This window comes from Bacteroides ovatus (assembly GCF_001314995.1).
In the GTDB taxonomy this organism is placed as follows: domain Bacteria; phylum Bacteroidota; class Bacteroidia; order Bacteroidales; family Bacteroidaceae; genus Bacteroides; species Bacteroides ovatus.
The window spans coordinates 5847655-5873249 of the sequence record NZ_CP012938.1 but is presented as its reverse complement, the minus strand read 5'-3'; the positions used below and the strand labels follow the sequence as shown (position 1 = coordinate 5873249).

The window sequence follows — 25595 nt, the reverse complement described above, 5'->3', positions numbered from 1 at the left end:
TCTTTGTATAATTCGCATAAACCTGTATATTTGGAGAACAAAATAATCATGATTCACTAATACCTCACAATTATGAGTAGTACCATTTTCCTTATTATTGCCCTTGTGACAACAGGAATATTTGTAATCCAATTCGTTCTATCCATCTTTTTCGGAGACATAGATGCAGATGTAGACGTAGATGCTGACATCAGTAGCGTAGTTTCTTTTAAAGGACTAACTCATTTTGGAATCGGATTCGGCTGGTACATGTATTTAGCGGGAAACACTGAAATTCAAAGTTATGTCATCGGAATTCTGGTGGGTCTTTTCTTTGTTCTCGCTGTGTGGTTTCTCTATAAGAAAGCTTATCAACTGCAACAAGTGAATCATTCTGAACAGACAGATCAACTTGTGGGACGAGAATGTACCATCTACTTCAAGCAAAGCGACAGCAAATATACTGTACAGACCACCCGGGACGGAGCCATGCGTGAAGTAGACGTCATCTCCGAATCCGGAAAAACATACCAGACTGGAGACCGAACAATCATCACCAGTTACAAAGACGGAACACTGTTCATTCAATAACTATTCAAATACATAATTTTATGACACAAGAAATGTTGATAATGGCTGCTATATTAGTGGCAGTCATTTTGCTTACCTTCATTGGTATCCTTTCCCGTTACCGCAAATGTAAGAGTGACGAGGTACTCGTCGTATATGGTAAAACGGGAGGAGATAAAAAGTCGGCAAAACTATACCACGGTGGTGCAGCCTTCGTATGGCCTATTATTCAAGGCTACGAATTCCTGTCCATGAAACCCATGCAGATCGAATGTAAACTGACCGGTGCGCTATCCGCTCAGAATATTCGTGTAGATGTGCCGACTACAATCACCGTAGCCATCAGCACAGATCCCGAAGTGATGCAGAATGCCGCAGAACGTATGCTGGGTCTGACGATGGATGACAAGCAGAACTTAATTACTGATGTTGTATATGGTCAGATGCGTATGGTGATCGCCGATATGACTATCGAAGAATTAAATTCTGACCGGGATAAGTTCCTGGCTAAAGTGAAAGATAATATTGATACTGAACTTCGCAAATTCGGTTTGTATCTGATGAACATCAACATCAGTGATATTCGCGACGCTGCCAACTACATTGTCAACTTAGGTAAGGAAGCTGAAAGTAAAGCACTGAACGAGGCACAGGCTAACATCGAAGAACAGGAAAAGCTGGGTGCTATCAAAATTGCCAATCAAATAAAGGAGCGTGAAACGAAAGTAGCAGAAACCCGCAAAGATCAGGATATTGCTATTGCAGAAACCAAAAAACTACAGGAAATCTCCGTTGCAAATGCAGATAAGGACAGAATCTCACAAGTAGCCATTGCCAATGCAGAAAAAGAATCACAAGTAGCAAAGGCTGAAGCCGAAAAGAATATCCGTATCGAGCAGGCAAATACAGAAAAAGAAAGCCGTGTTGCCGAACTAAACTCGGATATGGAAATCAAACAGGCGGAAGCTGCCAAGAAAGCTGCTATCGGACGAAATGACGCACAGAAAGAGGTAGCACTTTCCAATGCTGAACTAGCTGTAACACAAGCTAATGCCGATAAGCAAGCAGGTGAAGCTACCGCAAAATCGGAAGCTGCCGTACAAACTGCACGCGAAATTGCGCAAAAGGAAGTGGAAGAAGCTAAGGCACGGAAAGTGGAATCTTCATTGAAGGCTGAAAAGATTGTTCCTGCGGAAATCGCCAGACAGGAAGCTATCCTGCAAGCAAATGCCATCGCTGAAAAGATTACCCGCGAAGCGGAAGCACGCGCAAAGGCTACTTTAGCACAAGCCGAAGCGGAAGCAAAAGCTATCCAATTGAAACTGGAAGCAGAAGCGGAAGGTAAGAAGAAATCATTACTTGCGGAAGCAGAAGGTTTCGAAGCAATGGTAAGAGCAGCTGAATCGAATCCAGCTATCGCTATCCAATATAAGATGGTAGACCAGTGGAAGGAAATCGCCGGCGAACAGGTGAAGGCGTTCGAACACATGAACCTAGGAAATATCACTGTATTCGACGGAGGAAACGGTGGAACTAGCAATTTCCTGAACACATTAGTAAAGACAGTAGCTCCGAGCCTTGGCGTATTGGACAAGCTTCCTATCGGTGAAACAGTGAAGGGTATTATCAATCCGGAAAGCAAAACGGAGGAAAAGCCTGCAACAAAAGCTGACGAGAAAAAAGATAAGAAATAGTTGTAATCCAACATAATATACGCTGATGAGAAAAGCATGATTACTTGTTCTCATCAGCGTTTGTTTTTTATATATAACTCGAATAAATCTTCTTTGAACATTCCGGATTTATTACGTTCTTTATGTTACATAAAATATGTAACACAAAATATGTAATAAGTCGTGAAGCCATATCGCTCATTCTTTGTATACAATTACAATAATCCCGGAATGTCGCGCCACTAGAAATGATTTTGCAAAATCATTTCTCATATTCTCATAATCCATAGAATAATTACCTGTAATTCAAAGCAATAGCACTATGAGAAATACTTTTCAAAAAGCTGTTTCTCATAATATTTTGCCTGAAATGTCATAAAAAACCGGTATTTCTCATACTTTCATCATGCATTTCTCATACCGGGACTGCTATATAATACCTACATAATAAATGTCAACCCAACCCGAAGATAAGAAAAAAGGCAGTCAACTATTATCAGGGTATTACAGTCCCCGGTAGTCCCATATATTATGGGAAAAGATTCCCTAGCTGGAGGGAATTTATTCCCTTATTTTGCGGGAATAAATTCCCATAATATAAAAGAATACTTTCCCACAATATGTGGGACTACCGGAACTAACGGATATACTTACCCAAGATCATAGTATTCTATATATTCGTCAAATTGAGGCGTTTCTGTAACTCCCCGCCTGCGGAAAAGTCCCTGTATGTATTCCTGCTCCTTCGGTTTAATCAGCCGCTCCTTGTTGCAACAACGGTAATAGATCGTTTTGCCAAAGTAGGCTATCATCTGTCGTTTGATAACGGTGGCATCAGCAAGCGGCACCCGATCCAGCAAATGTTTCATACCCCGTGCAAACAACACCGGCTTTTCATCAATAAAGTAAGTGCAGTCTACACCATCGGAAGTGACATGTTCGGGATTAATAACCATTACAGCAGCCCGCTGTTTCGGCATTCGGAGAGTTACTTGTCGCCGCAAACATTTGTCCGCACGCAAACAATGTCCATTCAAGCAATGAGCGAAGCTAACGGGCATAGAATTGTAATCGAAATCTGTTTTCATGTGTGTTATGTTTAGTGGGAAAGTGGCCTATTTTTATAAACCGCTACAAATGTATGAAAATAGCTGGAGGACAGGAAATAAATACACTATTTACTTCAACATATCGATAAAATCTTTATATTTGCCTCCAACGTCAACACAGGAACTTATAAGACTATATCTCTCCTGCAAAACTATAAAACAAAATAATCATGAAAACAAAACATTTACTTGGAGCACTACTGTCATTCCTCTGTACAATTATCTTTTTTAGCTGTGGCAATAATAATGAAGAAAAGATATATCCTTTATCCTTTGAAAAAGAGTATTACGAACAACCTTTATTAAGAGCAACAGATATTACCATTAGAGGTGGAAACAGAGACTATACCGTGACTGTAGAAGAAACTGATATTTTAAGCATCGATGTAGATTTATCCAGCTCAATAGGAATGGGAAGTTTAAAAGTTACCCCCAAAAAGAAAGGAGAAACAAAGGTGAAAGTAAAAGGTAATATCACCAACGAAATAGTTGAATTAAAAATTAAAATTATAGACAGTTATTTGGCATACGCAATAAAAGAAAGTAATCATCCGGCACTGTCCAATGGCACTGTGGTCTATTTGATTAACAATGAATCTAAAGATTGCTATTTCTTCCGATATAGCGACTCCAAAAACGAACTATCCCAAAATCCGATAGCCAAAGGAACATACGATTTTTCAGTCAAATTAGAAAATGGTTTCGGCAACTCATCTCCTACATACGCCATACCTTATTTAACATTAAATTATGCATCTGACGAACAAGGAAATTTCACGGATGCATCAACCCCTCCCACCCCTCACAAATTAAGATTTGAACTATTTGATGGAGTTACAAGTGTAAATGCAGTTATCAATCTTATACAAAGATATTTAAAGATAGATTGGGAGCAACTTATTAACAAGGCTCTTACTAGAAGTGATTATTTAATAATACCAACGCTGAAGACAACAATAGATAACACGGATTATACCATTATAGGCACTCTTGATACCCGTCCGGAAATACCGGAAAATATTTTAGAGTGACCCGTAAAAGATATGAGGCGGAAAATAATGCAAAACATAGAACGTATGAAAAAATAGCGTATATTTGCGGGCAAAAAATACAAAATGACTACTTACAAGCTTCGCATATTACCGCTATTTTTACTTGTTATTGGGCTTACAACGCTTACTTCAAGCTGCAAAAAGAAAGACATGTCACTGAAATTGAACAAGCCGCACAATATTCGTGGCGTTGTCAGTTACAAACGTTCTTTCCCTGATTTGAACGATGCACATCTGGAAGTCGCTAAAAAGATAGGTATTAGCCCGCTGGCAGACCGAGAGGAAGCGGAAGCAATGAAAGAAAAGTTGACTCATATCACTGATAATGAATTTTATGCAGTGGATTCATTGACACATTCCATTCCCTACCTCGTTCCACGTGCCAGCGCATTGCTCGATACAATCGGCTCCAACTTTCTCGATTCATTGGCTGCCAAAGGGCTGAATCCCAATCAGGTAATCATCACCTCCGTACTACGTACTGAAAACGATGTGAAACGTCTCCGCCGTCGCAATGGAAATGCCTCCGCCAACTCGGCACATTGTTTCGGGGCTACTTTTGATGTTAGTTGGAAACGTTTTAAGAAAGTGGAAGATAAAGACGGTCGCCCTATGCAGGACGTGAGTGCCGACACACTGAAACTTGTTCTATCCGAAGTTTTAAGAGATCTACGACAAGCTGAAAAATGCTATATCAAATACGAACTGAAGCAAGGTTGTTTCCATATTACTGCCCGATGAACGGAAGATGAATGTAAATTGCAGTAAAATTCACCTCCAAACAATCAGAGAATCCAAAACGTTTCATTAAATTTGCAGAAATTTTTCTTTAATACAACTTAATGATAGAGAAGCTGATTGTTCTTGAGGACATTGATCCGGTTATTTTTTACGGCGTAAACAACGCCAACATACAGTTAATTAAAGCTTTATATCCAAAGCTACGCATAGTTGCCCGAGGCAATGTCATCAAAGTGCTGGGCGACGAGGAAGAAATGTGTGCCTTCGAAGAAAATATCACCAAACTTGAAAAGTACTGCGCCGAATATAATTCACTGAAAGAAGAAGTTATCATTGACATTATAAAAGGAAATGCGCCGCAAGCAGAACAGACAGGAAACGTGATTGTGTTCAGTGTCACAGGAAAACCTATCATCCCCCGAAGTGAAAACCAGTTGAAACTGGTAGAAGGATTCGCCAAGAATGATATGGTATTTGCCATCGGTCCGGCAGGTTCGGGAAAGACATACACCGCTATCGCCCTCGCCGTACGTGCATTGAAGAATAAAGAAATCAAAAAAATCATCCTTAGCCGCCCCGCCGTAGAAGCCGGAGAAAAGCTCGGTTTCCTGCCCGGCGACATGAAAGATAAGATCGACCCATACCTGCAACCTTTATACGATGCCCTGCAAGATATGATACCTGCTGCCAAGTTAAAGGAATACATGGAATTGAACATTATCCAGATTGCCCCGTTAGCCTTTATGCGCGGACGCACGCTGAATGATGCGGTCGTCATTTTGGACGAAGCCCAGAATACTACCACACAGCAAATCAAAATGTTCCTCACCCGTATGGGTATGAACACCAAAATGATTGTGACGGGAGACATGACACAGATTGACCTCCCCGCTTCACAAACATCGGGATTGGTGCAAGCTCTCCGCATCTTAAAGGGAGTGAAAGGTATCAGTTTTGTTGAACTGAATAAAAAAGATATCGTACGCCATAAACTGGTGGAACGTATCGTGGATGCTTACGAAAAATTCGACAAAGAAGCGAAAGCCGAACGGGAGAAACGGAAAAACGAACAACTGGTTATCAACGGCGAACGTCCGGTGAAACTGGCCAAAGACTAATCGTCTTTAGATTCGAAATCCTATTGCGACTTGTTATTTGTAACTTGTAATTTGTAATTATAATAAAGACAATGAAAGCATTAACAAAAACAGATTTCAACTTTCCGGGACAGAAAAGCGTGTACCACGGAAAAGTGCGCGATGTGTACAACATCAACGGCGAAAAACTCGTCATGGTAGCAACCGACCGTATTTCGGCCTTTGACGTAGTACTTCCTGAAGGCATTCCTTACAAAGGACAAATGCTGAACCAGATTGCAGCTAAATTCCTCGATGCCACTACTGACATCTGTCCGAACTGGAAAATGGCTACTCCGGACCCAATGGTAACGGTAGGTGTATTGTGTGAAGGTTTTCCGGTAGAAATGATTGTACGCGGTTACCTGTGTGGTAGCGCATGGCGTACTTACAAAAGCGGTGTACGTGAAATTTGTGGCGTGAAGTTGCCGGACGGAATGCGCGAAAACCAGAAATTCCCGGAACCCATCGTAACTCCGACTACGAAAGCTGAAATGGGATTGCACGACGAAGACATCTCTAAGGAAGAAATCCTAAAACAAGGACTGGCTACTCCGGAAGAGTATGAAATTCTCGAAAAATATACATTAGCTCTCTTCAAACGCGGTACTGAAATCGCAGCAGAGCGCGGACTGATTCTCGTAGATACAAAATACGAATTCGGTAAGCACAACGGCACTATCTATCTGATGGACGAAATCCACACTCCGGATTCAAGCCGCTATTTCTACTCTGAAGGTTATCAGGAACGTTTCGAAAAAGGCGAACCGCAGAAACAACTTTCTAAAGAATTCGTTCGCGAATGGTTGATGGAAAACGGTTTCCAGGGCAAAGACGGTCAGAAAGTACCGGAAATGACTCCGGCTATCGTACAAAGCATCAGTGACCGCTACATCGAATTGTTCGAAAACATCACCGGTGAGAAATTCGTGAAAGAAGATACTAGCAATATCGCTGAACGTATATTCAAAAACGTCGAAACTTTTTTGAACAGCTGATAAGCGATAAATGACAGATAATAAATGATAGTTGATAGATGATAAATGATAGTTAATATGCAGCTTATCGCATATAACTATTAACTCTGTCATCTTCCAACTATCATTTATCAACTATCTTCTTCAACTATCAACTATCATTTATCAACTATCAACTAAAAAATGGATTACCCGCAACAACATATCAAGCCTTACGACGAAGAAGGAAAAAAGACCGAGCAAGTGGAACGTATGTTCGACAACATCGCACATGCCTACGACAAGCTGAACCATACCTTATCTTTAGGTATCGACCGCAGCTGGCGCAAAAAAGCTATTGCCTGGTTACACCCTTTTCAACCGCAGCGAATGATGGATGTAGCGACCGGTACAGGGGATTTTGCCATCCTCGCCTGCCGCAAACTGCAACCTGCCGAACTAATCGGCACGGACATCTCGGAAGGTATGATGAATGTGGGACGTGAAAAAGTAAAAAAGGAAGGACTGTCGGATAAAATATCTTTTGCCCGGGAGGACTGCACTTCACTCTCTTTTGCCGACAATGATTTTGACGCTATTACTGTAGCTTTCGGTATCCGCAATTTCGAAGATCTCGACAAAGGGCTCTCCGAGATGTGCCGCGTACTGAAACCGGGCGGTCATCTTGTAATTCTGGAACTTACCACTCCGGACCGCTTCCCGATGAAACAACTGTTTTCCATCTACTCTAAAGTCGTCATTCCATTATTGGGCAAGCTTCTCTCCAAAGACAACAGTGCCTACCACTATCTGCCGGACACGATCAAAGTATTTCCTCAAGGGGAAGTCATGAAAGGAGTCATCGCACGAGCCGGATTTAGCGAAGTCAACTTCAAACGGCTGACCTTTGGCATTTGCACTCTTTATACCGCGACAAAATAACCTAATAAATTAACCTTATGAAAACAACAAAATCAATTGGACTATTTCTACTCTGCATTTTTTGTTGTATCAATTTCACCTCTTGTGATCCGGCAAACAACGGAGAAGATGATCTAATATGGGATTTCTCTCCCATAGTTCTTTACATTTCAGTACAGGATGCTCAAGGCAATGACTTACTGAATCCACTCACCAAAGGCTCTATTGCCAATCAAGGAATAAAAGCGATCTACAAAGGGGAGACTTACGAAAAAGATGCTCCGCTAAACGAACGCACCAGAGCTTATATGGCCTATTTCACAGGTCTGCAAACAGGAGTAAGCAAAGACGGAAAATATTATCTGACTTTCGGAGAATTCAATGGCGATCATACATTCGATAATGAGAAAGTAGAAATAGACTGGAATGATGGAAAAGAACCATCTGTCATCACTTTTTCCAGTAAACTGACCTGGAAATCAAAGAAAGAACCCGTATTCGACCGGAAATTCTGCCTGAACGGACAAGAAATTGACCAGAAACAAGGTTTAGTAATTACCAGAACCCCCTCTCAATCTGAACAGAAATTCGATATCGTTGCCATAGAATATGGCATAGATGTAGAAACGGATGAAATTAAAGAAAAAATAAAAGCCGATTTAGAGAGTAAATCTCCCTATACCAATGGAGAATCATACAGTATATCTATTCAGGAAAAGAACTCCGGTACATATACATTACTCAACTCTGATGGCTTTCCTATAACAGAAAAAGAATTCGCAATCGAAGAAGCAGAAGCTCACGGTATGTATGGAATAACGACTGAAATAGCCAAAACTTGCAGACTTATTCCTCCTGACGACCAAATATACAACCATATAAAATTGAAATTAGGCATTGACGGCGAGAAGTCATCTAACACTTTCAATATCTTTATCGGCCGCCCTTATAATTTCTGGATATACGAAGATTTGACGGAATACTATAAAGACAAATACCCTGACGGTAAAGTAAAAGAAATAGTACGTCTTCTAAAAAGTAAACCCAATAACCCAACTAAGCAATAAATGATTATGGAAAAATATGGTTTAATCGGCTACCCTCTGCGACATTCTTTTTCTATCGGATACTTTAATGAGAAATTCAAATCCGAAGGTATCAATGCAGAGTATGTGAATTTTGAAATTCCCAGCATTAATAACTTCATGGAAGTTATCGAAGAGAATCCCAATTTATGCGGGCTTAATGTGACTATCCCCTACAAAGAACAAGTGATTCCTTTTTTGGATGAACTCGACCGTGATACCGCAAAGATAGGTGCTGTGAATGTCATTAAAATCATCCGCCAGCAGAAAGGAAAAGTCAAACTGGTTGGCTACAACTCCGACATCATCGGATTTACTCAATCCATTCAACCTTTATTGCAGCCTCATCACCAAAAAGCATTGATTCTGGGTACCGGCGGAGCTTCCAAAGCCGTCTACCACGGGCTGAAAAACCTGGGTATTGAAAGTATATTCGTATCACGCACCCACAAAGCCGATGATATGCTGACTTATGAGGAACTGACTCCCGAAATTATGGCAGAATATACAATCATCGTCAACTGTACTCCCGTAGGTATGTTTCCTAAGGTAGATTTCTGCCCTAATATTCCTTATGAGCTACTGACTCCAAACCATTTGCTCTACGATTTGTTATATAATCCGAATGTTACACTGTTCATGAAAAAAGGAGAAGCACAAGGGGCTGTTGTTAAAAACGGTCTGGAAATGCTGCTGCTCCAGGCATTTGCCGCATGGGAGATATGGCATAAATAAGGATTAGAGAGAGTTTTTATGAGGAGAAAAGTTGTATATAGCATCATTATTATCATGCTGGCATTGACCGGCTGCACCATCGGAGGAAGTTTTTATATGTTAAACTTTTCATTGACTCCGAATGCCAAGATTTTGTCTAAAGATGCTGACTCTTATCCCTTCATGTATAGAAACTACCCTTTCCTACGTCCATGGGTGGACAGCCTGAAACAAGTGGATGCACTGAAAGATACATTCATCATCAATCCGCACGGAATACAACTTCATGCGTATTATGTTGCTGCTCCCCAACCCACCAGTAAGACAGCAGTCATTGTGCATGGACATACAGATAATGCTATCCGTATGTTTATGATTGGTTATCTGTATAATCGAGATTTAGGATATAACATATTACTTCCCGACCTGCAACATCAGGGAGAAAGTGAAGGCCCAGCCATCCAGATGGGATGGAAAGACCGTTGGGACGTATTGCAATGGATGAACATTGCCAATGAGATTTTCGGAGATAGTACACAAATGGTTGTACACGGCATTTCAATGGGAGGTGCGACAACCATGATGGTGTCCGGTGAGGAACAGAAACCATTTGTTAAATGCTTTGTGGAAGATTGCGGCTACACCAGTGTATGGGACGAATTCTCACATGAGCTTAAAGCTAGTTTCCACCTTCCCCCTTTTCCACTCATGTATACCACAAGCTGGCTTTGCGAGAAGAAATATGGATGGAATTTTAAAGAGGCTTCCTCACTGAAACAAGTAGCCAAATCACAGCTTCCGATGCTGTTTATTCACGGGGATAAAGACACGTATGTGCCTACCTGGATGGTATATTCGCTCTACGAAGCCAAACCGGGACCCAAAGAACTATGGATTGTTCCAGGAGCGGCTCATGCAGTTTCATACAAAGAGAATAAACAGGAATACACCGACCGAGTCCGTGCATTCGTCGGGCGATACATTCATTAAACCTATTATAACAAGGAGTTTTAGATTCATAACAGAAAAAGTTTCTATATTTGCAAACGTAAAATAATCGTTATGAAATCAATATTGACTTTTATACTAGCTACTTTTCTTCTGTTCCCACTACAAGCTCAAGAGAAAGTATACACGGTGGACAACCTCCCAAAAGTTCACCTGCAAAACAAAATGCAATATGTTTGCAACCCGGCCGGCATACTTTCACAGGCAGCTTGTGACAGTATAGACTCCATGCTTTATGCCTTGGAACAACAAACAGGAATTGAAACGGTGGTTGCCGTAGTTCCATCAATCGGAGAAGAAGATTGTTTCAACTTCTGCCATCAGTTACTTAATAAATGGGGTGTAGGGAAGAAAGATAAAAATAACGGATTGGTTATTTTGTTGGTTACAGATCAACGTTGTATCCAGTTTTATACCGGTTATGGTTTGGAAGGAGTGCTCCCCGATGCGATCTGTAAAAGGATTCAAACCAGATATATGATTCCTTACCTGAAAGACGGAAATTGGGATGCCGGAATGGTGACCGGCCTAAAAGCGACTTGTCAGCGGCTTGACGGTTCTATGGAAAATGATGCTCTCTCCGATTCGAACAGCGGTGGTTCTTTTGATTTTGTTCTTGCCATTCTTTGTTTTATTGCTATTGGCGGAGGTCTTGCTTTCTTTTCGGCACGCAAACAAAGCCGTTGTCCGAATTGTGGTAAACATCAATTACAGAGAAGCGGAAGTGCTGTCGTATCCCGAATTAACGGGGTGAAAACCGAGGATGTTACCTATACATGTAGAAACTGCGGACATACCATCATACGTCGCCAACAAAGTTATGATAATGATTACCACCACCGGGGAGGTGGCGGAGGTGGTCCATTTATTGGAGGCTTCGGCGGAGGTAGTTTCGGAGGCGGAGGCGGTTTCGGTGGAGGCAGCTTTGGCGGAGGAATGGGCGGTGGCGGCGGTGCCGGTTCTCGTTTCTAAAGAAAATAAGTAGAAAACAAATTATCAAATTCAATAAAAACAAGAAACATGAAGAAGTCAATTATTATCATCTTAGCCGTTGTGGCTATCCTTGTCATATGGGCAGTAAGTGTATATAACGGTCTGGTTACTATGGACGAGAATGTTACCGGCAAATGGGCAAATGTAGAAACTCAATACCAACGTCGTGCCGACTTGATTCCTAATCTGGTAAACACAGTGAAAGGATATGCGACACATGAGAAGGAAACATTAGAGGGAGTTGTTGCCGCACGTAGCCAGGCAACTCAAATAAAAGTGGACGCTGCCGATCTGACACCGGAAAAGTTAGCGCAATATCAAAAGGCACAAGGTGCTGTAACATCAGCACTGGGCAAGTTATTAGCTATTACCGAGAATTATCCGGACTTAAAAGCTAATCAAAACTTCCTGGAATTACAGGCTCAACTGGAAGGAACTGAAAACCGTATCAATGTAGCGCGCAAAAATTTCAATGATGCTGCACAGGCTTATAACACCAATATCCGCCGTTTCCCCAAAAATATCTTTGCAGGAATGTTCGGCTTTGATAAGAAAGCATATTTTGAAGCAGAAGAAGGAAGTGAGAAGGCTCCGAAGGTAGAATTCTAAAAAGAGGCTAAATCGATCTTTATATTTTACATTTAGAGATACTTAGCAATATAAATAAATCTTTAGCTGGTGGGAAAAGAAGAAACTTTCCCACTATTTTTATTTATATCCACCTCACATTTTACAAAAGATGGCCCAGATAAGCATGGTTTTCTAATAGAAAAGTACATTTATTTTCCATTTAATCACAAATGTCATTTTACAGCATTAAATCATTATATTCGTGATGCAATCTTAAAGCATTCGCTTGGAAATAATCAAGTATCTGTTTCAATAGAGAATCAATTAATTATCAAATTTTCAACAACTATTTTAAGTACTAATATCGAACACTACTTTATGTCGTCTTTTTTTTCACAAAATATTTCTTTGTTATTCTTTATTCCACTCAAAAAGAGTATATTCGCACTATAAATCAGAGGTCACATTTTAGTAAATACAATATAACATGAAATACAAATACGATGTTTTTATAAGCTATTCACGCAGAGATTACGTTGATGAAAGCTACAATGTAATACCTGGTAATGCCATAGCGGAAATCCAAAATGTATTCGATGAAAATGGTATTACCTACTGGTTCGATAAAGACGGAATTTACAGTGGACAAGAGTTCATTGAAATTATCACAGGCGCAATAGCTGAATCTAAGATACTCATATTCATATCCTCCAAACATTCGAACGAATCGATGTGGACTGCAGGAGAAATATTCGAAGCCTTGGACGGAGAAAAAGCAATTATCCCTGTAAAAATTGATAATAGCCAGTATAATAAGAAGTTTAAACTTCTTATACGACCATTAGATTATATTGATTATCTGGAAAATCCCAAAAACGCATTAAAAGATCTACTCCGTGCCATTAATAAAGTCAAAGAAGATATTGCTCAAAAACAGCGGGAAGAAGAAAAGCTTAGAGAAGAGAGAGAGGCGGAAGCAAAGAAAGAAAAAATAAAAAAAGAAATCAGTGTTTTGGCAAAAGACTGCCAACGTTTGACTTTGCAACAAATAGATGTAGTCAACCAAATATTTGAAAAACAAATATATATAGGAAATACAACCAAGATATGTCCTATATGTGACAAGGAAGTATCAATATCTTCTAATTTTTGTAACAGATGTGGTTGGACTTTCCCTATATTATACTGTATTGATGAAAACAACACTTATCCTTTGGATGAAGAACAATTATCCATAGCTCGAACCAATTGGTGTAGTATAATAAAAAACAGTTTAGAGCCCGAAAAACAACCTCTGAAGAGTTCCCCCTTACAAGCTACCGAAGAACATAAAAGTATGACCGATAATAAATATGCTCTACAAAATGCTATGGATGAAATAGAGACATTACGAAAATATCTCCTTGATGAGCGAACTAAAGTTAAGGAAATACAAGAAGAATATGAAAACCTTTTGAAAGTTCAAAAGAATATAGAATTGAAGCAGGAAGTTCCTTCTGCAAGAGAAATAGGAAATATAATATTAGACAAATTCTCTACAACAAATTCAAAGAAATATCAATCATTCAAGAACAAAAATGATGTATTCAATTTTGTTCGTTCCTTTTGCAAAGCAAGGTTTTTAACACTTAATCCTAGCTGTTACGTTGCAGATATTCAATATACAGATCTAAAAGATGCATTATACGAAAAATATAACATCCATATTGGTGAGCATACTCTAAAATGCCACTCTACATTATATAAACTTGTTGATTCTATTTGGAATGAATATACCAAACACAGTAATTCTGACGCCAGTAGATAAATATTAGGTTGAACCAATGAAATATAATATAACATGAAATACAAATACGATGTTTTTATAAGCTATTCACGCAGAGATTACGTTGATGAAAGCTACAATGTAATACCTGGTAATGCCATAGCGGAAATCCAAAATGTATTCGATGAAAATGGTATTACCTACTGGTTCGATAAAGACGGAATTTACAGTGGACAAGAGTTCATTGAAATTATCACAGGCGCAATAGCTGAATCTAAGATGCTCATATTCATATCCTCCAAACATTCGAACGAATCGATGTGGACCGCAGGCGAAATATTTGAAGCTTTGGATGGAGAAAAAGCAATCATTCCTGTAAAAATAGATAATAGCCAGTACAACAAGAAATTTAAACTTTTGATACGTCCATTAGATTATATCGATTATCAAGAAAATCCCCAAAATGCATTAAAAGATTTGCTCCGTGCTATTAATAAAGTCAAAGAAGATATTGCCCAAAAACAACGGGAAGAAGAAAAGCTTAGACAAGAGAAAGAGGCCGAAGCTAAGAAAGAAAAGATAAAAGAAGAAATCAGCGTTTTGGCAAAAGACTGTCAACGTTTGACTTTACAACAAATAGATGTAGTCAAGCAAATATTTGAAAAACAAACATATATAGGAAATACAACCAAGATATGCCCTATATGTGATAAAGAAGTGTCAATATCTTCTAATTTTTGCAACAGATGTGGTTGGACTTTTCCTATATTATACTACATTGATGGAAATAACACTTATCAATTGGATGAGAAACAATTGTCTGTAGCGCGAACCAATTGGCGTAGTATAAATATGGTGAGTGAACTGCAGACCATAAAAAGTAATTTAGAAATCGAAAATCAACGATTGCAACGTTCTCTTTTGCAGGCTACTGAAGATTGCAAGAGTATGACTGAAAATTTAAAAAAGAATGAATCTGCCATACAAAAAGCTAAGATTGAAATCAAGCAGATGCAAATCCTAAATAAAGAATCAGATTCTCGAATCAAAGAATTAGAGTTTTCCATAATAGAAAGCAAAAAAGAAAATGAAAAAATAAAAAATGATTTACTCGATAAAGAGAAGCGTTTATTGTATTCTATAGAGGAAAACAAACAACTACAAAAACGTCTGTCCGATGAACAAACTAAAGCTAGAAAAGTACAGAAAGAATATGAGAATCTTTTAGCAGAGCAAAAAGTTAAAACACAATCTCAATCAAAGCCTATCGTACCCAAACAAGAAGTGTCTTATGTCAACAGATCTACAAATATGGCATCAGGAAATTCGTCTGTAGTAAATTCAAATAAAAACAAAACATTCAAGAACAAGAATGATGTATTTGGATTGGTTCGAAGTTTATGTACAGGATCTTTAATAACTCTTGACACCAATATTATCACTGCAGGTTTACGTATATATCCTTTAATTCAAATCTTAGCTAAAGATTATGAATTAACATATAGTGAGAAAGCAATCAGTAATCTATTTACCATAGGAAATCTTGTTAATGCAATATGGGAAAGAAAGACTTCTACAATTCCCAATACACTTCCACCAGCTCAAAAGAAGAGAAAATTCAGTTCTAAAAATGATGTATTCAATTTCGTTCGCCCTTTCTGCAAGGGAAAACTAATAACACTTAATACAGGTTTCTATGTTGCAGAAATTCAGTATGCTGATTTAAGAAAAGCATTGCTTGAAAAGTACAATATAAACATCAGTGAATATAGTTTGAGGTGTCATGCCACAGTCGGAAAACTGATTGATTCAATCTGGAGTGAACATATAAAATATGCATTATAATCTTGGCTTTACACGCATAGTCGTATTATAATCGAAAGTTTACCCTGGAATTTACCTGACTGTTTTTCTAGGCTGTACCAAAAAAAAGCTGTACTTTTGCAGCCGTATACAAAATAATTCTATAACTCATGAGTAATCAACGATACATGATGCGTGGAGTAAGCGCATCAAAAGAAGATGTGCACAACGCCATCAAGAACATCGACAAAGGAATCTTCCCGAAAGCATTCTGTAAAATTATTCCCGATATATTGGGAGGTGACCCGGAATATTGTAACATTATGCATGCCGATGGTGCCGGAACCAAATCATCTCTTGCTTATATGTACTGGAAAGAAACGGGTGACTTATCCATTTGGAAAGGTATTGCACAGGATGCATTGATTATGAATATTGACGACCTGCTTTGTGTAGGTGCCGTAGACAATATCCTTGTTTCATCTACCATTGGACGTAACAAACTGTTGATTCCCGGAGAAGTAATCTCCGCCATCATCAACGGAACAGACGAATTGCTGGCCGAACTCCGTGAAATGGGTGTAGGCGTATATGCAACCGGTGGTGAAACTGCAGATGTCGGCGATTTGGTACGTACCATCATCGTTGACTCTACCGTAACTTGCCGCATGAAACGTTCAGACGTTATCGACAATGCCAATATTCGTCCGGGTGACGTGATCGTTGGTCTGGCTTCTTACGGACAAGCTACTTACGAGAAAGAATACAATGGCGGTATGGGTAGCAACGGTTTGACGAGTGCCCGTCACGACGTATTCGGCAAATATCTTGCTGAAAAATATCCGGAAAGCTATGATGCTGCAGTTCCTGAAGAGTTAGTTTATTCCGGTAAGTTAAAACTAACAGACAGCGTGGAAGATTCTCCAATTGATGCAGGTAAGTTAGTACTCTCTCCTACCCGTACATACGCACCGGTAGTCAAAAAATTGCTTGATGCATTGCGTCCGGAAATCCATGGAATGGTACACTGCTCCGGTGGTGCACAAACTAAAGTTCTGCATTTTGTAGAAAACGTTCGTGTAGTAAAAGATAATCTTTTCCCTGTTCCTCCTTTATTCAAAACGATCCAAGAACAAAGCGGTACGGACTGGGCAGAAATGTACAAGGTATTCAATATGGGACATCGCCTCGAAGTCTACCTGTCACCGGAACATGCAGAAGAAGTAATAGCTATTTCCGAGTCATTCGGTATTCCGGCACAGATTGTAGGACGTGTTGAAGCATGCGAGCAAACAGAATTAATCATTAAGAGCGAATTCGGAGAATTTAGATATTAAAGAATGGCAGACAATAGTACCATACTAGAAAAATTAGACGGACTCGTAGCCCGTTTTGAAGAAATATCTACCCTTATCACAGACCCGGCAGTGATTGCCGACCAGAAACGTTATGTCAAGTTGACTAAAGAATATAAGGAATTAGACGACTTGATGAAAGCAAGGAAAGAATATATCCAATTACTGGGTAATATTGAAGAAGCTAAAAATATCCTTGCCAATGAATCGGACGCTGAAATGCGCGAAATGGCGAAAGAAGAAATGGACAATAGTCAAGAGCGCCTTCCGGTATTGGAAGAAGAAATCAAACTGATGCTTGTCCCTGCCGACCCGCAAGACAGCAAGAACGCTATTCTCGAAATCCGCGGCGGCGCAGGAGGCGACGAAGCAGCTATTTTTGCCGGCGACCTCTTCCGCATGTATGCCAAATTCTGTGAAACCAAAGGTTGGAAAATGGAAGTCTCCAATGCGAACGAAGGAACAGCCGGCGGATTCAAAGAAATTGTTTGTAGTGTGACAGGCGATAATGTATACGGAATTTTAAAATACGAATCGGGAGTACACCGCGTACAGCGTGTTCCTGCGACGGAAACGCAAGGACGTGTTCACACTTCAGCCGCATCCGTGGCCGTGCTTCCTGAAGCAGAAGAGTTCGATGTAGTCATCAACGAAGGAGAAATCAAATGGGACACTTTCCGAAGCGGCGGTGCCGGCGGACAGAATGTAAACAAGGTAGAATCCGGAGTACGTCTGCGCTATATCTGGAAGAACCCGAACACCGGTATTGCCGAAGAAATCCTTATCGAATGTACCGAGACACGCGACCAGCCGAAAAATAAAGAGCGCGCCTTGGCCCGTCTCCGTACTTTTATCTACGACAAAGAACATCAGAAATATATCGATGACATTGCCTCCAAACGTAAGACAATGGTATCTACCGGAGACCGTTCAGCCAAAATACGAACTTACAACTATCCCCAGGGACGTATCACCGACCACCGCATCAACTATACAATCTATAATCTGGCAGCCTTCATGGACGGGGATATCCAGGATTGTATCGACCACCTGATCGTAGCGGAAAATGCAGAACGCCTGAAAGAAAGCGAACTTTAGAGAAGTGGAGAGTTGAGAATTGAGAGTTGAGAACGGTTTCTTAAAATAGTAAATAGTAAATTGCAAAATAGTAAATAACAAGATGGATAAGCAACAATTATTTGAAAACATAAAGCGCAAAAAATCATTCCTTTGTGTAGGACTTGATACTGACATCAAGAAAATCCCGGAACATCTGTTGAAAGAAGAAGATCCGATCTTCGCATTCAACAAAGCAATCATTGACGCGACAGCTGATTTGTGTATCGCCTACAAACCCAATCTGGCTTTCTATGAAAGCATGGGTGTAAAAGGATGGATCGCATTTGAAAAGACAGTAAAATATATCAAAGATAACTATCCGGATCAATTCATCATTGCTGACGCAAAGCGTGGTGACATCGGAAATACTTCTGCAATGTATGCCCGCACATTCTTTGAAGAATTGGATATCGACTCTGTAACAGTAGCCCCCTACATGGGTGAAGACAGCGTTACTCCGTTCCTTACCTACGAAGGCAAATGGGTGATCCTGTTGGCATTGACTTCCAACAAAGGATCTCATGACTTCCAATTGACAGAAGACGTAAACGGCGAACGTCTGTTCGAGAAAGTATTACGCAAATCACAGGAATGGGCTGGCGATGACCGCATGATGTATGTGGTAGGTGCTACTCAAGGACGTGCTTTTGAGGACATCCGCAAGATTGTCCCGAACCATTTCCTTCTCGTACCAGGCGTGGGAGCACAAGGCGGTTCACTCGAAGAAGTTTGCAAATATGGTATGAACAGTACATGCGGATTGATTGTTAACTCGTCGCGTGGTATTATCTACGTAGATAAAACAGAGAAATTTGCAGAAGCTGCCCGCACCGCCGCACAAGAAGTACAAGCACAAATGGCTGAACAACTCAAAGCAATTCTCTGAAAAGGGAAAAAGGATCTCTAAAGAAAACGAATGCCTTACGAAAGAAAGATAATTAACGACCCCGTATTCGGGTTCATCAATATTCCAAAGGGGTTACTGTACGATATAGTACGGCATCCCCTTTTGCAGCGTCTTACCCGCATCAAGCAAGTAGGATTGTCATCTGTTGTGTACCCCGGTGCACAACATACCCGCTTCCAACACTCCTTAGGTGCTTTTCACCTGATGAGTGAAGCTATCATCCAACTGGCCTCCAAAGGCAATTTTATCTTTGATAGTGAAGCGGAAGCCGTGCAGGCCGCCATCCTGTTGCATGATATAGGACACGGCCCTTTCTCGCATGTACTAGAAGACACGATTGTAAAAGGAGTCTCGCACGAAGAGATTTCTCTCATGTTGATGGAACGGATGAACAAAGAGATGAACGGCCAGCTAAGTCTTGCCATTCAAATCTTCAAGGACGAATATCCGAAACGCTTTCTGCATCAACTCGTAAGCGGTCAGCTGGATATGGACCGACTTGATTATCTTCGCCGCGACAGCTTTTATACAGGCGTAACGGAAGGTAACATCGGCTCTGCCCGAATCATCAAAATGCTTGATGTAGCGGATGACCGTTTGGTTGTCGAATCCAAAGGGATCTATTCTATCGAGAATTTCCTCACGGCACGTCGCCTGATGTACTGGCAAGTATACCTGCATAAGACGTCCGTGGCATACGAAAAGATGCTGATTAGTACTCTCTTGCGTGCCAAAGAACTGGCTTCACAAGGAGTGGAACTATTTGCATCACCCGCATTACGTTTTTTCCTTTACAATGATATCAATCCTACGGAATTCTATAACAACCCCGACTGTCTGGAGAATTTCATCCAGCTGGACGACAACGATATATGGACAGCCTTGAAAGTGTGGAGCACCCACACCGATAAAGTACTTTCCACTTTAAGCACGGGAATGATAAACCGAAATATCTTTAAAGTGGAAATTTCGTCGGAACCTATTAGTGAGGACAGAAAAAAAGAATTAACTTTGCACATCAGCCAACAACTAGGCATAACCCTTTCCGAAGCGAACTATTTTGTCTCTACCCCCAGCATCGAAAAGAATATGTATGACCCGGCAGATGACAGTATTGATATTATCTACAAAGACGGCACTATCAAAAATATTGCCGAAGCATCGGACATGCTGAACATCTCATTATTGTCCAAAAAGGTAAAGAAATACTATCTCTGCTATCAGAGATTACACAGATAAGTATAAAATATTCATGCAATAACACGGAAATCTGAAAAAAAAATCCGTTATTTGTGAACTAATTAAATTTTAAATAAAAGACATGGAGTTCTCGGCTAAGCAAATTGCAGCATTTATCCAAGGGGAAATCATTGGAGACGAAAACGCTACGGTACACACATTCGCTAAAATTGAAGAGGGAATGCCCGGAGCAATTTCTTTCCTGTCAAATCCCAAATATACACCTTACATCTACGAGACACAATCAAGCATTGTCCTGGTTAATAAGGACTTCACTCCCGAACACGAAATTAAAGCTACTCTTATCAAAGTAGACAATGCATACGAAAGTCTGGCTAAATTGCTCAATCTTTATGAGATGAGCAAGCCTAAGAAACAAGGTATAGATTCATTAGCTTTTGTTGCACCCAGCGCCAAAATTGGTGAGAATGTATACATCGGTGCTTTTGCCTATATCGGCGAAAATACCGTGATTGGAGATAATACTCAAATTTACCCGCACACTTTCATTGGAGATGGCGTGAAGATAGGCAACAGTTGCCTGCTTTACTCCAATGTAAATGTTTATCATGATTGCCGCATAGGTAATGAATGTATCCTTCATTCGGGTGCAGTGATCGGAGCTGACGGATTTGGTTTTGCTCCCACTCCAAACGGATATGATAAGATTCCGCAAATCGGAATTGTTATTCTGGAAGATAAAGTAGATATAGGTGCTAATACGTGTGTAGACCGTGCTACAATGGGAGCTACGGTAGTACACAGCGGTGTCAAGTTAGACAATCTGATACAAATAGCACACAATGATGAAATAGGTTCGCATACCGTTATGGCTGCGCAAGCCGGAATTGCCGGTTCTACCAAAGTGGGTGAATGGTGTATGATCGGTGGCCAGGTAGGTATTGCAGGACATGCTAAAATAGGAGATAAAGTTGGATTAGGCGCACAATCAGGTGTGCCGGGAGACATCAAGTCCGGTAGCCAGCTTATCGGAACTCCTCCTATGGAACTGAAGCAATATTTCAAATCATCCATTGCACAAAGAAGCCTGCCGGATATGCAGAAAGAACTGCGTAATCTGCGCAAAGAAGTAGAAGAATTAAAACAACTATTAAATAAGTAACCAATGCTGAAACAAAAAACGCTGAAAGATAGCTTTTCACTGAGCGGGAAAGGTCTTCACACTGGACTTGATCTCACTGTAACATTCAATCCAGCTCCGGACAATCATGGATATAAAATCCAACGCATTGACGTAGAAGGACAACCAACTATCGACGCAGTAGCCGACAATGTAACAGAAACCACCCGTGGTACTGTATTGTCGAAAAATGGAGTCAAAGTAAGCACCATTGAACATGGTATGGCAGCCCTTTACGCATTGGGCATTGATAACTGCCTGATCCAAGTTAACGGACCGGAATTTCCTATTTTAGATGGTAGTGCACAATATTACGTACAAGAAATAGAACGTGTAGGAACAGTAGAGCAAAATGCCGTCAAAGACTTTTATATTATCAAGTCTAAAATTGAGTTCCGGGATGAAACGACTGGTTCTTCTATTATTGTACTACCTGACGAGAATTTCAGTCTGAATGTACTGGTTTCTTACGATTCGACTATTATCCCGAATCAGTTTGCTACCCTTGAAGATATGCATAATTTCAAAGACGAAGTGGCTGCCAGCCGTACTTTCGTCTTTGTTCGTGAAATAGAGCCTTTGCTCTCCGCCGGATTGATTAAAGGTGGTGACCTGGACAATGCGATCGTAATCTACGAACGCAAGATGTCACAGGAAAGCTTCGATAAGTTGGCAGATGTGATGGGAGTACCTCACATGGATGCCGATCAATTAGGCTATATCAATCACAAACCGTTAGTTTGGCCCAATGAATGTGCCCGTCACAAACTGCTGGATGTCATTGGTGACCTCGCTTTAATTGGCAAACCGATTAAAGGCCGTATCATCGCTACTCGTCCGGGACACACCATCAACAATAAATTTGCCCGTCAGATGCGGAAAGAAATCCGTCTACACGAAATACAGGCACCAAGTTACGACTGTAACCGTGAGCCGATAATGGATGTAAACCGTATCCGCGAATTGTTGCCGCACCGCTATCCTTTCCAACTGGTGGACAAAGTAATTGAAATTGGTGCCAACTACATTGTAGGTATTAAAAACATCACAGCCAACGAACCTTTCTTTCAGGGACATTTTCCACAGGAGCCCGTTATGCCGGGAGTACTTCAAGTGGAAGCAATGGCACAAGTCGGAGGCTTGCTCGTCTTGAATTCTGTCGATGATCCAGAACGTTATTCTACCTATTTCATGAAAATAGACGGAGTGAAATTCCGCCAGAAAGTAGTGCCGGGAGATACAATCATCTTTCGCGTAGAACTGCTGGCACCTATTCGTCGCGGTATTTCTACCATGAAAGGATATGCGTTTGTCGGCGAGAAAGTTGTTTGCGAAGCAGAGTTCATGGCACAAATAGTAAAAAATAAGTAATAATTGATATTTAAAAGCATGATAAGTCCTTTAGCGTATATCCATCCCGAAGCTAAGATTGGGGAAAATGTAGAAATTGCGCCTTTTGTATTTATAGATAAGAACGTAGTTATCGGCGACAACAATAAAATTATGGCTAACGCCAATATTTTATACGGTTCACGTATTGGTAACGGAAACACGATTTTTCCGGGTGCCGTTATCGGAGCCATTCCGCAAGACCTCAAGTTTCGCGGTGAAGAATCGACAGCCGAAATCGGAGATAATAATCTGATTCGTGAAAATGTAACAATCAACCGTGGTACGGCAGCTAAAGGGCGCACGATTGTGGGAAATAACAATTTATTGATGGAGGGTGTACACGTAGCACACGACGCATTGGTTGGTAACGGATGTATCATCGGTAACTCTACCAAGATGGCAGGCGAAATCGTCATTGATGATAACGCGATTGTCAGTGCCAATGTATTGATGCATCAATTCTGTCATGTAGGCAGTCATGTAATGATTCAGGGCGGATGCCGTTTCAGTAAAGATATTCCTCCTTACATCATTGCAGGACGCGAACCAATCGCTTTCAGCGGAATCAATATCATCGGCTTGCGCCGTCGTGGTTTCTCCAATGAAGTGATCGAAAATATTCACAATGCATATCGTATCATTTACCAAAGTGGTTTGAACACGACGGAAGCATTGAAAAAAATAGAAGATGAATTCGAAAAGAGCCCGGAAATTGACTATATCGTCAATTTCATCCGTAATTCAGAACGTGGTATTATTAAATAAACAGTTCAAAATAGTCATATTATGATATACAGATTTACTATCATATCTGATGAAGTTGACGATTTTGTCAGAGAAATACAAATTGACCCGGAAGCAACTTTTTATGACTTCCATGAAGCAATACTGAAATCAGTAGGGTACGCAAACGACCAGATGACTTCTTTCTTTATCTGCGATGACGACTGGGAAAAAGAAAAAGAAGTAACCTTGGAAGAAATGGACGACAATCCGGAAATGGATAGCTGGGTGATGAAAGAAACTACTATCAGCGAATTGGTAGAAGATGAAAAACAGAAACTGTTATATGTATTCGATTACATGACAGAACGTTGTTTCTTCATCGAACTATCCGAAATTATCACCGGAAAAGATATGAATGGTGCCAAATGTACCAAGAAATCAGGAGATGCTCCCAAACAAACGGTAGACTTTGAAGAAATGACCGCTACCGGAGGTTCTCTTGATCTGGATGAAAACTTCTATGGAGACCAGGACTTCGACATGGAAGACTTCGATCAGGAAGGATTTGACATAGGTGGTGACACTAGCAGCCCATACGAAGAAGAAAAATTTTAAGTATTAAGCATCAAGTATTAGGTATTAATTGCTATGTAGTGTCAGGCAGTTAATACCTAATATTTTTTTAGTCCCGTACGCTTTAATACTTAATACTTCTATACTTAATACTTAAAAATCTATGCCTACTCTCATTGTTCTTATAGGTCCTACAGGTGTGGGGAAAACGGAGTTGAGCCTGCGCTTGGCAGAAACATTTCAGACAAGCATTGTATCTGCCGATTCGAGACAGCTTTATGCCGAATTAAAAATAGGCACAGCAGCTCCTACTCCCGATCAACTTAAACGTGTCCCCCATCAACTGGTCGGCACGCTCCACCTCACAGACTATTACAGCGCTGCTCAATACGAAACAGAAGCACTGGATATTCTGGAGAAATTATTCACGCAACACGAAGTAGTGATTCTCACTGGTGGCTCAATGATGTACGTAGACGCTATCTGTAAGGGAATTGACGATATTCCTACCGTTGATGCGGAAACCCGTCAACTCATGCTACAAAAGTATGAAGAGGAAGGCCTTGAACAACTCTGCGCAGAACTTCGCCTGTTAGATCCGGAATATTACCGGATTGTAGATCTGAAGAATCCCAAGCGGGTAATTCATGCGTTGGAGATTTGCTATATGACCGGACGCACTTATACTTCTTTTCGCACCCAACAAAAAAAACAGCGTCCTTTCCGTATTCTGAAAATCGGCCTGACTCGTGATCGGGAAGAACTTTATGACCGTATCAACCGTCGGGTAGACCAGATGATGGAGGAAGGATTATTGGAAGAAGTACGTTCCGTACTTCCCTATCGTCACCTCAATTCACTCAATACAGTAGGCTATAAAGAACTGTTCAAATATCTGGACGGAGAATGGGAACTCCCCTTTGCTATAGACAAAATCAAGCAAAACTCCCGCATTTATTCGCGTAAACAGATGACCTGGTTCAAAAGAGATGAAGAAATAAAATGGTTTCACCCGGAACAAGAAACGGAGATACTAGCGTACCTCCGTCAACAAATCAATACATGATT

At 40.5% G+C, this 25595-nt stretch carries 25 protein-coding genes; 24 read left to right on the top strand and 1 reads right to left on the bottom strand.

Going from position 1 to position 25595, the window contains the following annotated elements; translation table 11 throughout:
* Positions 1 to 72: 72 nt before the first annotated feature.
* A complete protein-coding gene (locus Bovatus_RS22070) occupies positions 73 to 570 on the top strand; it encodes a hypothetical protein (protein ID WP_004301750.1) in 498 nt (165 codons plus the stop codon).
* Positions 571 to 590: 20 nt separating this feature from the next.
* On the top strand, positions 591 to 2243 hold the full coding sequence (locus Bovatus_RS22065; RefSeq protein WP_004301748.1) for a flotillin family protein: 1653 nt from the start codon (positions 591 to 593) through the stop codon (positions 2241 to 2243).
* Positions 2244 to 2872: 629 nt separating this feature from the next.
* Here the strand turns inward: Bovatus_RS22065 and Bovatus_RS22060 are convergent.
* Positions 2873 to 3310 carry a DUF6078 family protein gene (locus tag Bovatus_RS22060; RefSeq protein WP_004320897.1) on the bottom strand — a complete coding sequence of 146 codons (438 nt, stop codon included), beginning with the start codon at positions 3308 to 3310 and terminating at the stop codon, positions 2873 to 2875.
* Between the two features lie 191 nt (positions 3311 to 3501).
* On the opposite strand from Bovatus_RS22060, the gene Bovatus_RS22055 reads away from it, so the two are divergent.
* The 22 genes from Bovatus_RS22055 (at position 3502) to miaA (ending at position 25593) form a co-directional block, all read left to right on the top strand.
* Positions 3502 to 4362, top strand: coding sequence for a hypothetical protein (locus tag Bovatus_RS22055; protein ID WP_004301744.1), 861 nt, complete (start codon positions 3502 to 3504; stop codon positions 4360 to 4362).
* Between the two features lie 84 nt (positions 4363 to 4446).
* Complete coding sequence (locus Bovatus_RS22050; RefSeq protein WP_004301742.1) at positions 4447 to 5124, top strand: DUF5715 family protein; 678 nt, start codon at positions 4447 to 4449, stop codon at positions 5122 to 5124.
* Between the two features lie 101 nt (positions 5125 to 5225).
* Positions 5226 to 6242, top strand: a complete 1017-nt coding sequence (locus Bovatus_RS22045; protein ID WP_004301740.1) for a PhoH family protein — start codon at positions 5226 to 5228, stop codon at positions 6240 to 6242.
* A 71-nt stretch (positions 6243 to 6313) separates the two neighbouring features.
* On the top strand, positions 6314 to 7258 hold the full coding sequence (locus Bovatus_RS22040) for a phosphoribosylaminoimidazolesuccinocarboxamide synthase (RefSeq protein WP_004301731.1): 945 nt from the start codon (positions 6314 to 6316) through the stop codon (positions 7256 to 7258).
* A 162-nt stretch (positions 7259 to 7420) separates the two neighbouring features.
* Positions 7421 to 8158, top strand: coding sequence for a bifunctional demethylmenaquinone methyltransferase/2-methoxy-6-polyprenyl-1,4-benzoquinol methylase UbiE (ubiE, locus tag Bovatus_RS22035; protein ID WP_004301729.1), 738 nt, complete (start codon positions 7421 to 7423; stop codon positions 8156 to 8158).
* A gap of 17 nt (positions 8159 to 8175) precedes the next feature.
* Positions 8176 to 9204 (top strand): hypothetical protein, encoded by a 1029-nt coding sequence (locus Bovatus_RS22030; RefSeq protein WP_004301727.1) that lies wholly within the window; start codon positions 8176 to 8178, stop codon positions 9202 to 9204.
* A 6-nt stretch (positions 9205 to 9210) separates the two neighbouring features.
* Positions 9211 to 9957, top strand: coding sequence for a shikimate dehydrogenase family protein (locus Bovatus_RS22025; protein WP_004304542.1), 747 nt, complete (start codon positions 9211 to 9213; stop codon positions 9955 to 9957).
* An 18-nt stretch (positions 9958 to 9975) separates the two neighbouring features.
* Positions 9976 to 10926 carry an alpha/beta hydrolase gene (locus Bovatus_RS22020; protein WP_004301723.1) on the top strand — a complete coding sequence of 317 codons (951 nt, stop codon included), beginning with the start codon at positions 9976 to 9978 and terminating at the stop codon, positions 10924 to 10926.
* 72 nt (positions 10927 to 10998) lie between these two features.
* Positions 10999 to 11916 carry a TPM domain-containing protein gene (locus Bovatus_RS22015; protein ID WP_004301721.1) on the top strand — a complete coding sequence of 306 codons (918 nt, stop codon included), beginning with the start codon at positions 10999 to 11001 and terminating at the stop codon, positions 11914 to 11916.
* A gap of 48 nt (positions 11917 to 11964) precedes the next feature.
* Positions 11965 to 12546: a LemA family protein gene (locus Bovatus_RS22010; RefSeq protein ID WP_004301719.1), complete on the top strand. Its 582-nt coding sequence runs from the start codon at positions 11965 to 11967 to the stop codon at positions 12544 to 12546.
* Between the two features lie 69 nt (positions 12547 to 12615).
* The gene (locus Bovatus_RS25340; RefSeq protein WP_130060920.1) at positions 12616 to 12960 is read left to right on the top strand and encodes a hypothetical protein; all 345 of its coding nucleotides are present in this window, start codon (positions 12616 to 12618) and stop codon (positions 12958 to 12960) included.
* A 34-nt stretch (positions 12961 to 12994) separates the two neighbouring features.
* Positions 12995 to 14314 carry a toll/interleukin-1 receptor domain-containing protein gene (locus tag Bovatus_RS22005; protein ID WP_004301715.1) on the top strand — a complete coding sequence of 440 codons (1320 nt, stop codon included), beginning with the start codon at positions 12995 to 12997 and terminating at the stop codon, positions 14312 to 14314.
* Positions 14315 to 14347: 33 nt separating this feature from the next.
* Positions 14348 to 16117: a TIR domain-containing protein gene (locus Bovatus_RS22000; RefSeq protein WP_004301713.1), complete on the top strand. Its 1770-nt coding sequence runs from the start codon at positions 14348 to 14350 to the stop codon at positions 16115 to 16117.
* 128 nt (positions 16118 to 16245) lie between these two features.
* Entirely contained in the window at positions 16246 to 17412 is a 1167-nt protein-coding gene (locus Bovatus_RS21995; RefSeq protein ID WP_052588016.1) for an AIR synthase-related protein, read from the top strand.
* Between the two features lie 3 nt (positions 17413 to 17415).
* The gene (gene prfA, locus Bovatus_RS21990) at positions 17416 to 18528 is read left to right on the top strand and encodes a peptide chain release factor 1 (protein WP_004301709.1); all 1113 of its coding nucleotides are present in this window, start codon (positions 17416 to 17418) and stop codon (positions 18526 to 18528) included.
* An 82-nt stretch (positions 18529 to 18610) separates the two neighbouring features.
* Positions 18611 to 19435 carry an orotidine-5'-phosphate decarboxylase gene (gene pyrF / locus Bovatus_RS21985; RefSeq protein ID WP_004301706.1) on the top strand — a complete coding sequence of 275 codons (825 nt, stop codon included), beginning with the start codon at positions 18611 to 18613 and terminating at the stop codon, positions 19433 to 19435.
* A gap of 30 nt (positions 19436 to 19465) precedes the next feature.
* Positions 19466 to 20695: an HD domain-containing protein gene (locus tag Bovatus_RS21980; RefSeq protein WP_004301704.1), complete on the top strand. Its 1230-nt coding sequence runs from the start codon at positions 19466 to 19468 to the stop codon at positions 20693 to 20695.
* 82 nt (positions 20696 to 20777) lie between these two features.
* Positions 20778 to 21818, top strand: coding sequence for a UDP-3-O-(3-hydroxymyristoyl)glucosamine N-acyltransferase (gene lpxD / locus Bovatus_RS21975; RefSeq protein ID WP_004301700.1), 1041 nt, complete (start codon positions 20778 to 20780; stop codon positions 21816 to 21818).
* Between the two features lie 3 nt (positions 21819 to 21821).
* The gene (locus Bovatus_RS21970; protein WP_004301699.1) at positions 21822 to 23207 is read left to right on the top strand and encodes a bifunctional UDP-3-O-[3-hydroxymyristoyl] N-acetylglucosamine deacetylase/3-hydroxyacyl-ACP dehydratase; all 1386 of its coding nucleotides are present in this window, start codon (positions 21822 to 21824) and stop codon (positions 23205 to 23207) included.
* A gap of 18 nt (positions 23208 to 23225) precedes the next feature.
* Positions 23226 to 23993, top strand: coding sequence for an acyl-ACP--UDP-N-acetylglucosamine O-acyltransferase (gene lpxA / locus Bovatus_RS21965; protein ID WP_004301698.1), 768 nt, complete (start codon positions 23226 to 23228; stop codon positions 23991 to 23993).
* 21 nt (positions 23994 to 24014) lie between these two features.
* Positions 24015 to 24569, top strand: coding sequence for an IS1096 element passenger TnpR family protein (locus Bovatus_RS21960; RefSeq protein WP_004301697.1), 555 nt, complete (start codon positions 24015 to 24017; stop codon positions 24567 to 24569).
* Between the two features lie 121 nt (positions 24570 to 24690).
* The gene (gene miaA, locus Bovatus_RS21955; protein ID WP_004301696.1) at positions 24691 to 25593 is read left to right on the top strand and encodes a tRNA (adenosine(37)-N6)-dimethylallyltransferase MiaA; all 903 of its coding nucleotides are present in this window, start codon (positions 24691 to 24693) and stop codon (positions 25591 to 25593) included.
* Positions 25594 to 25595 lie beyond the last annotated feature (2 nt).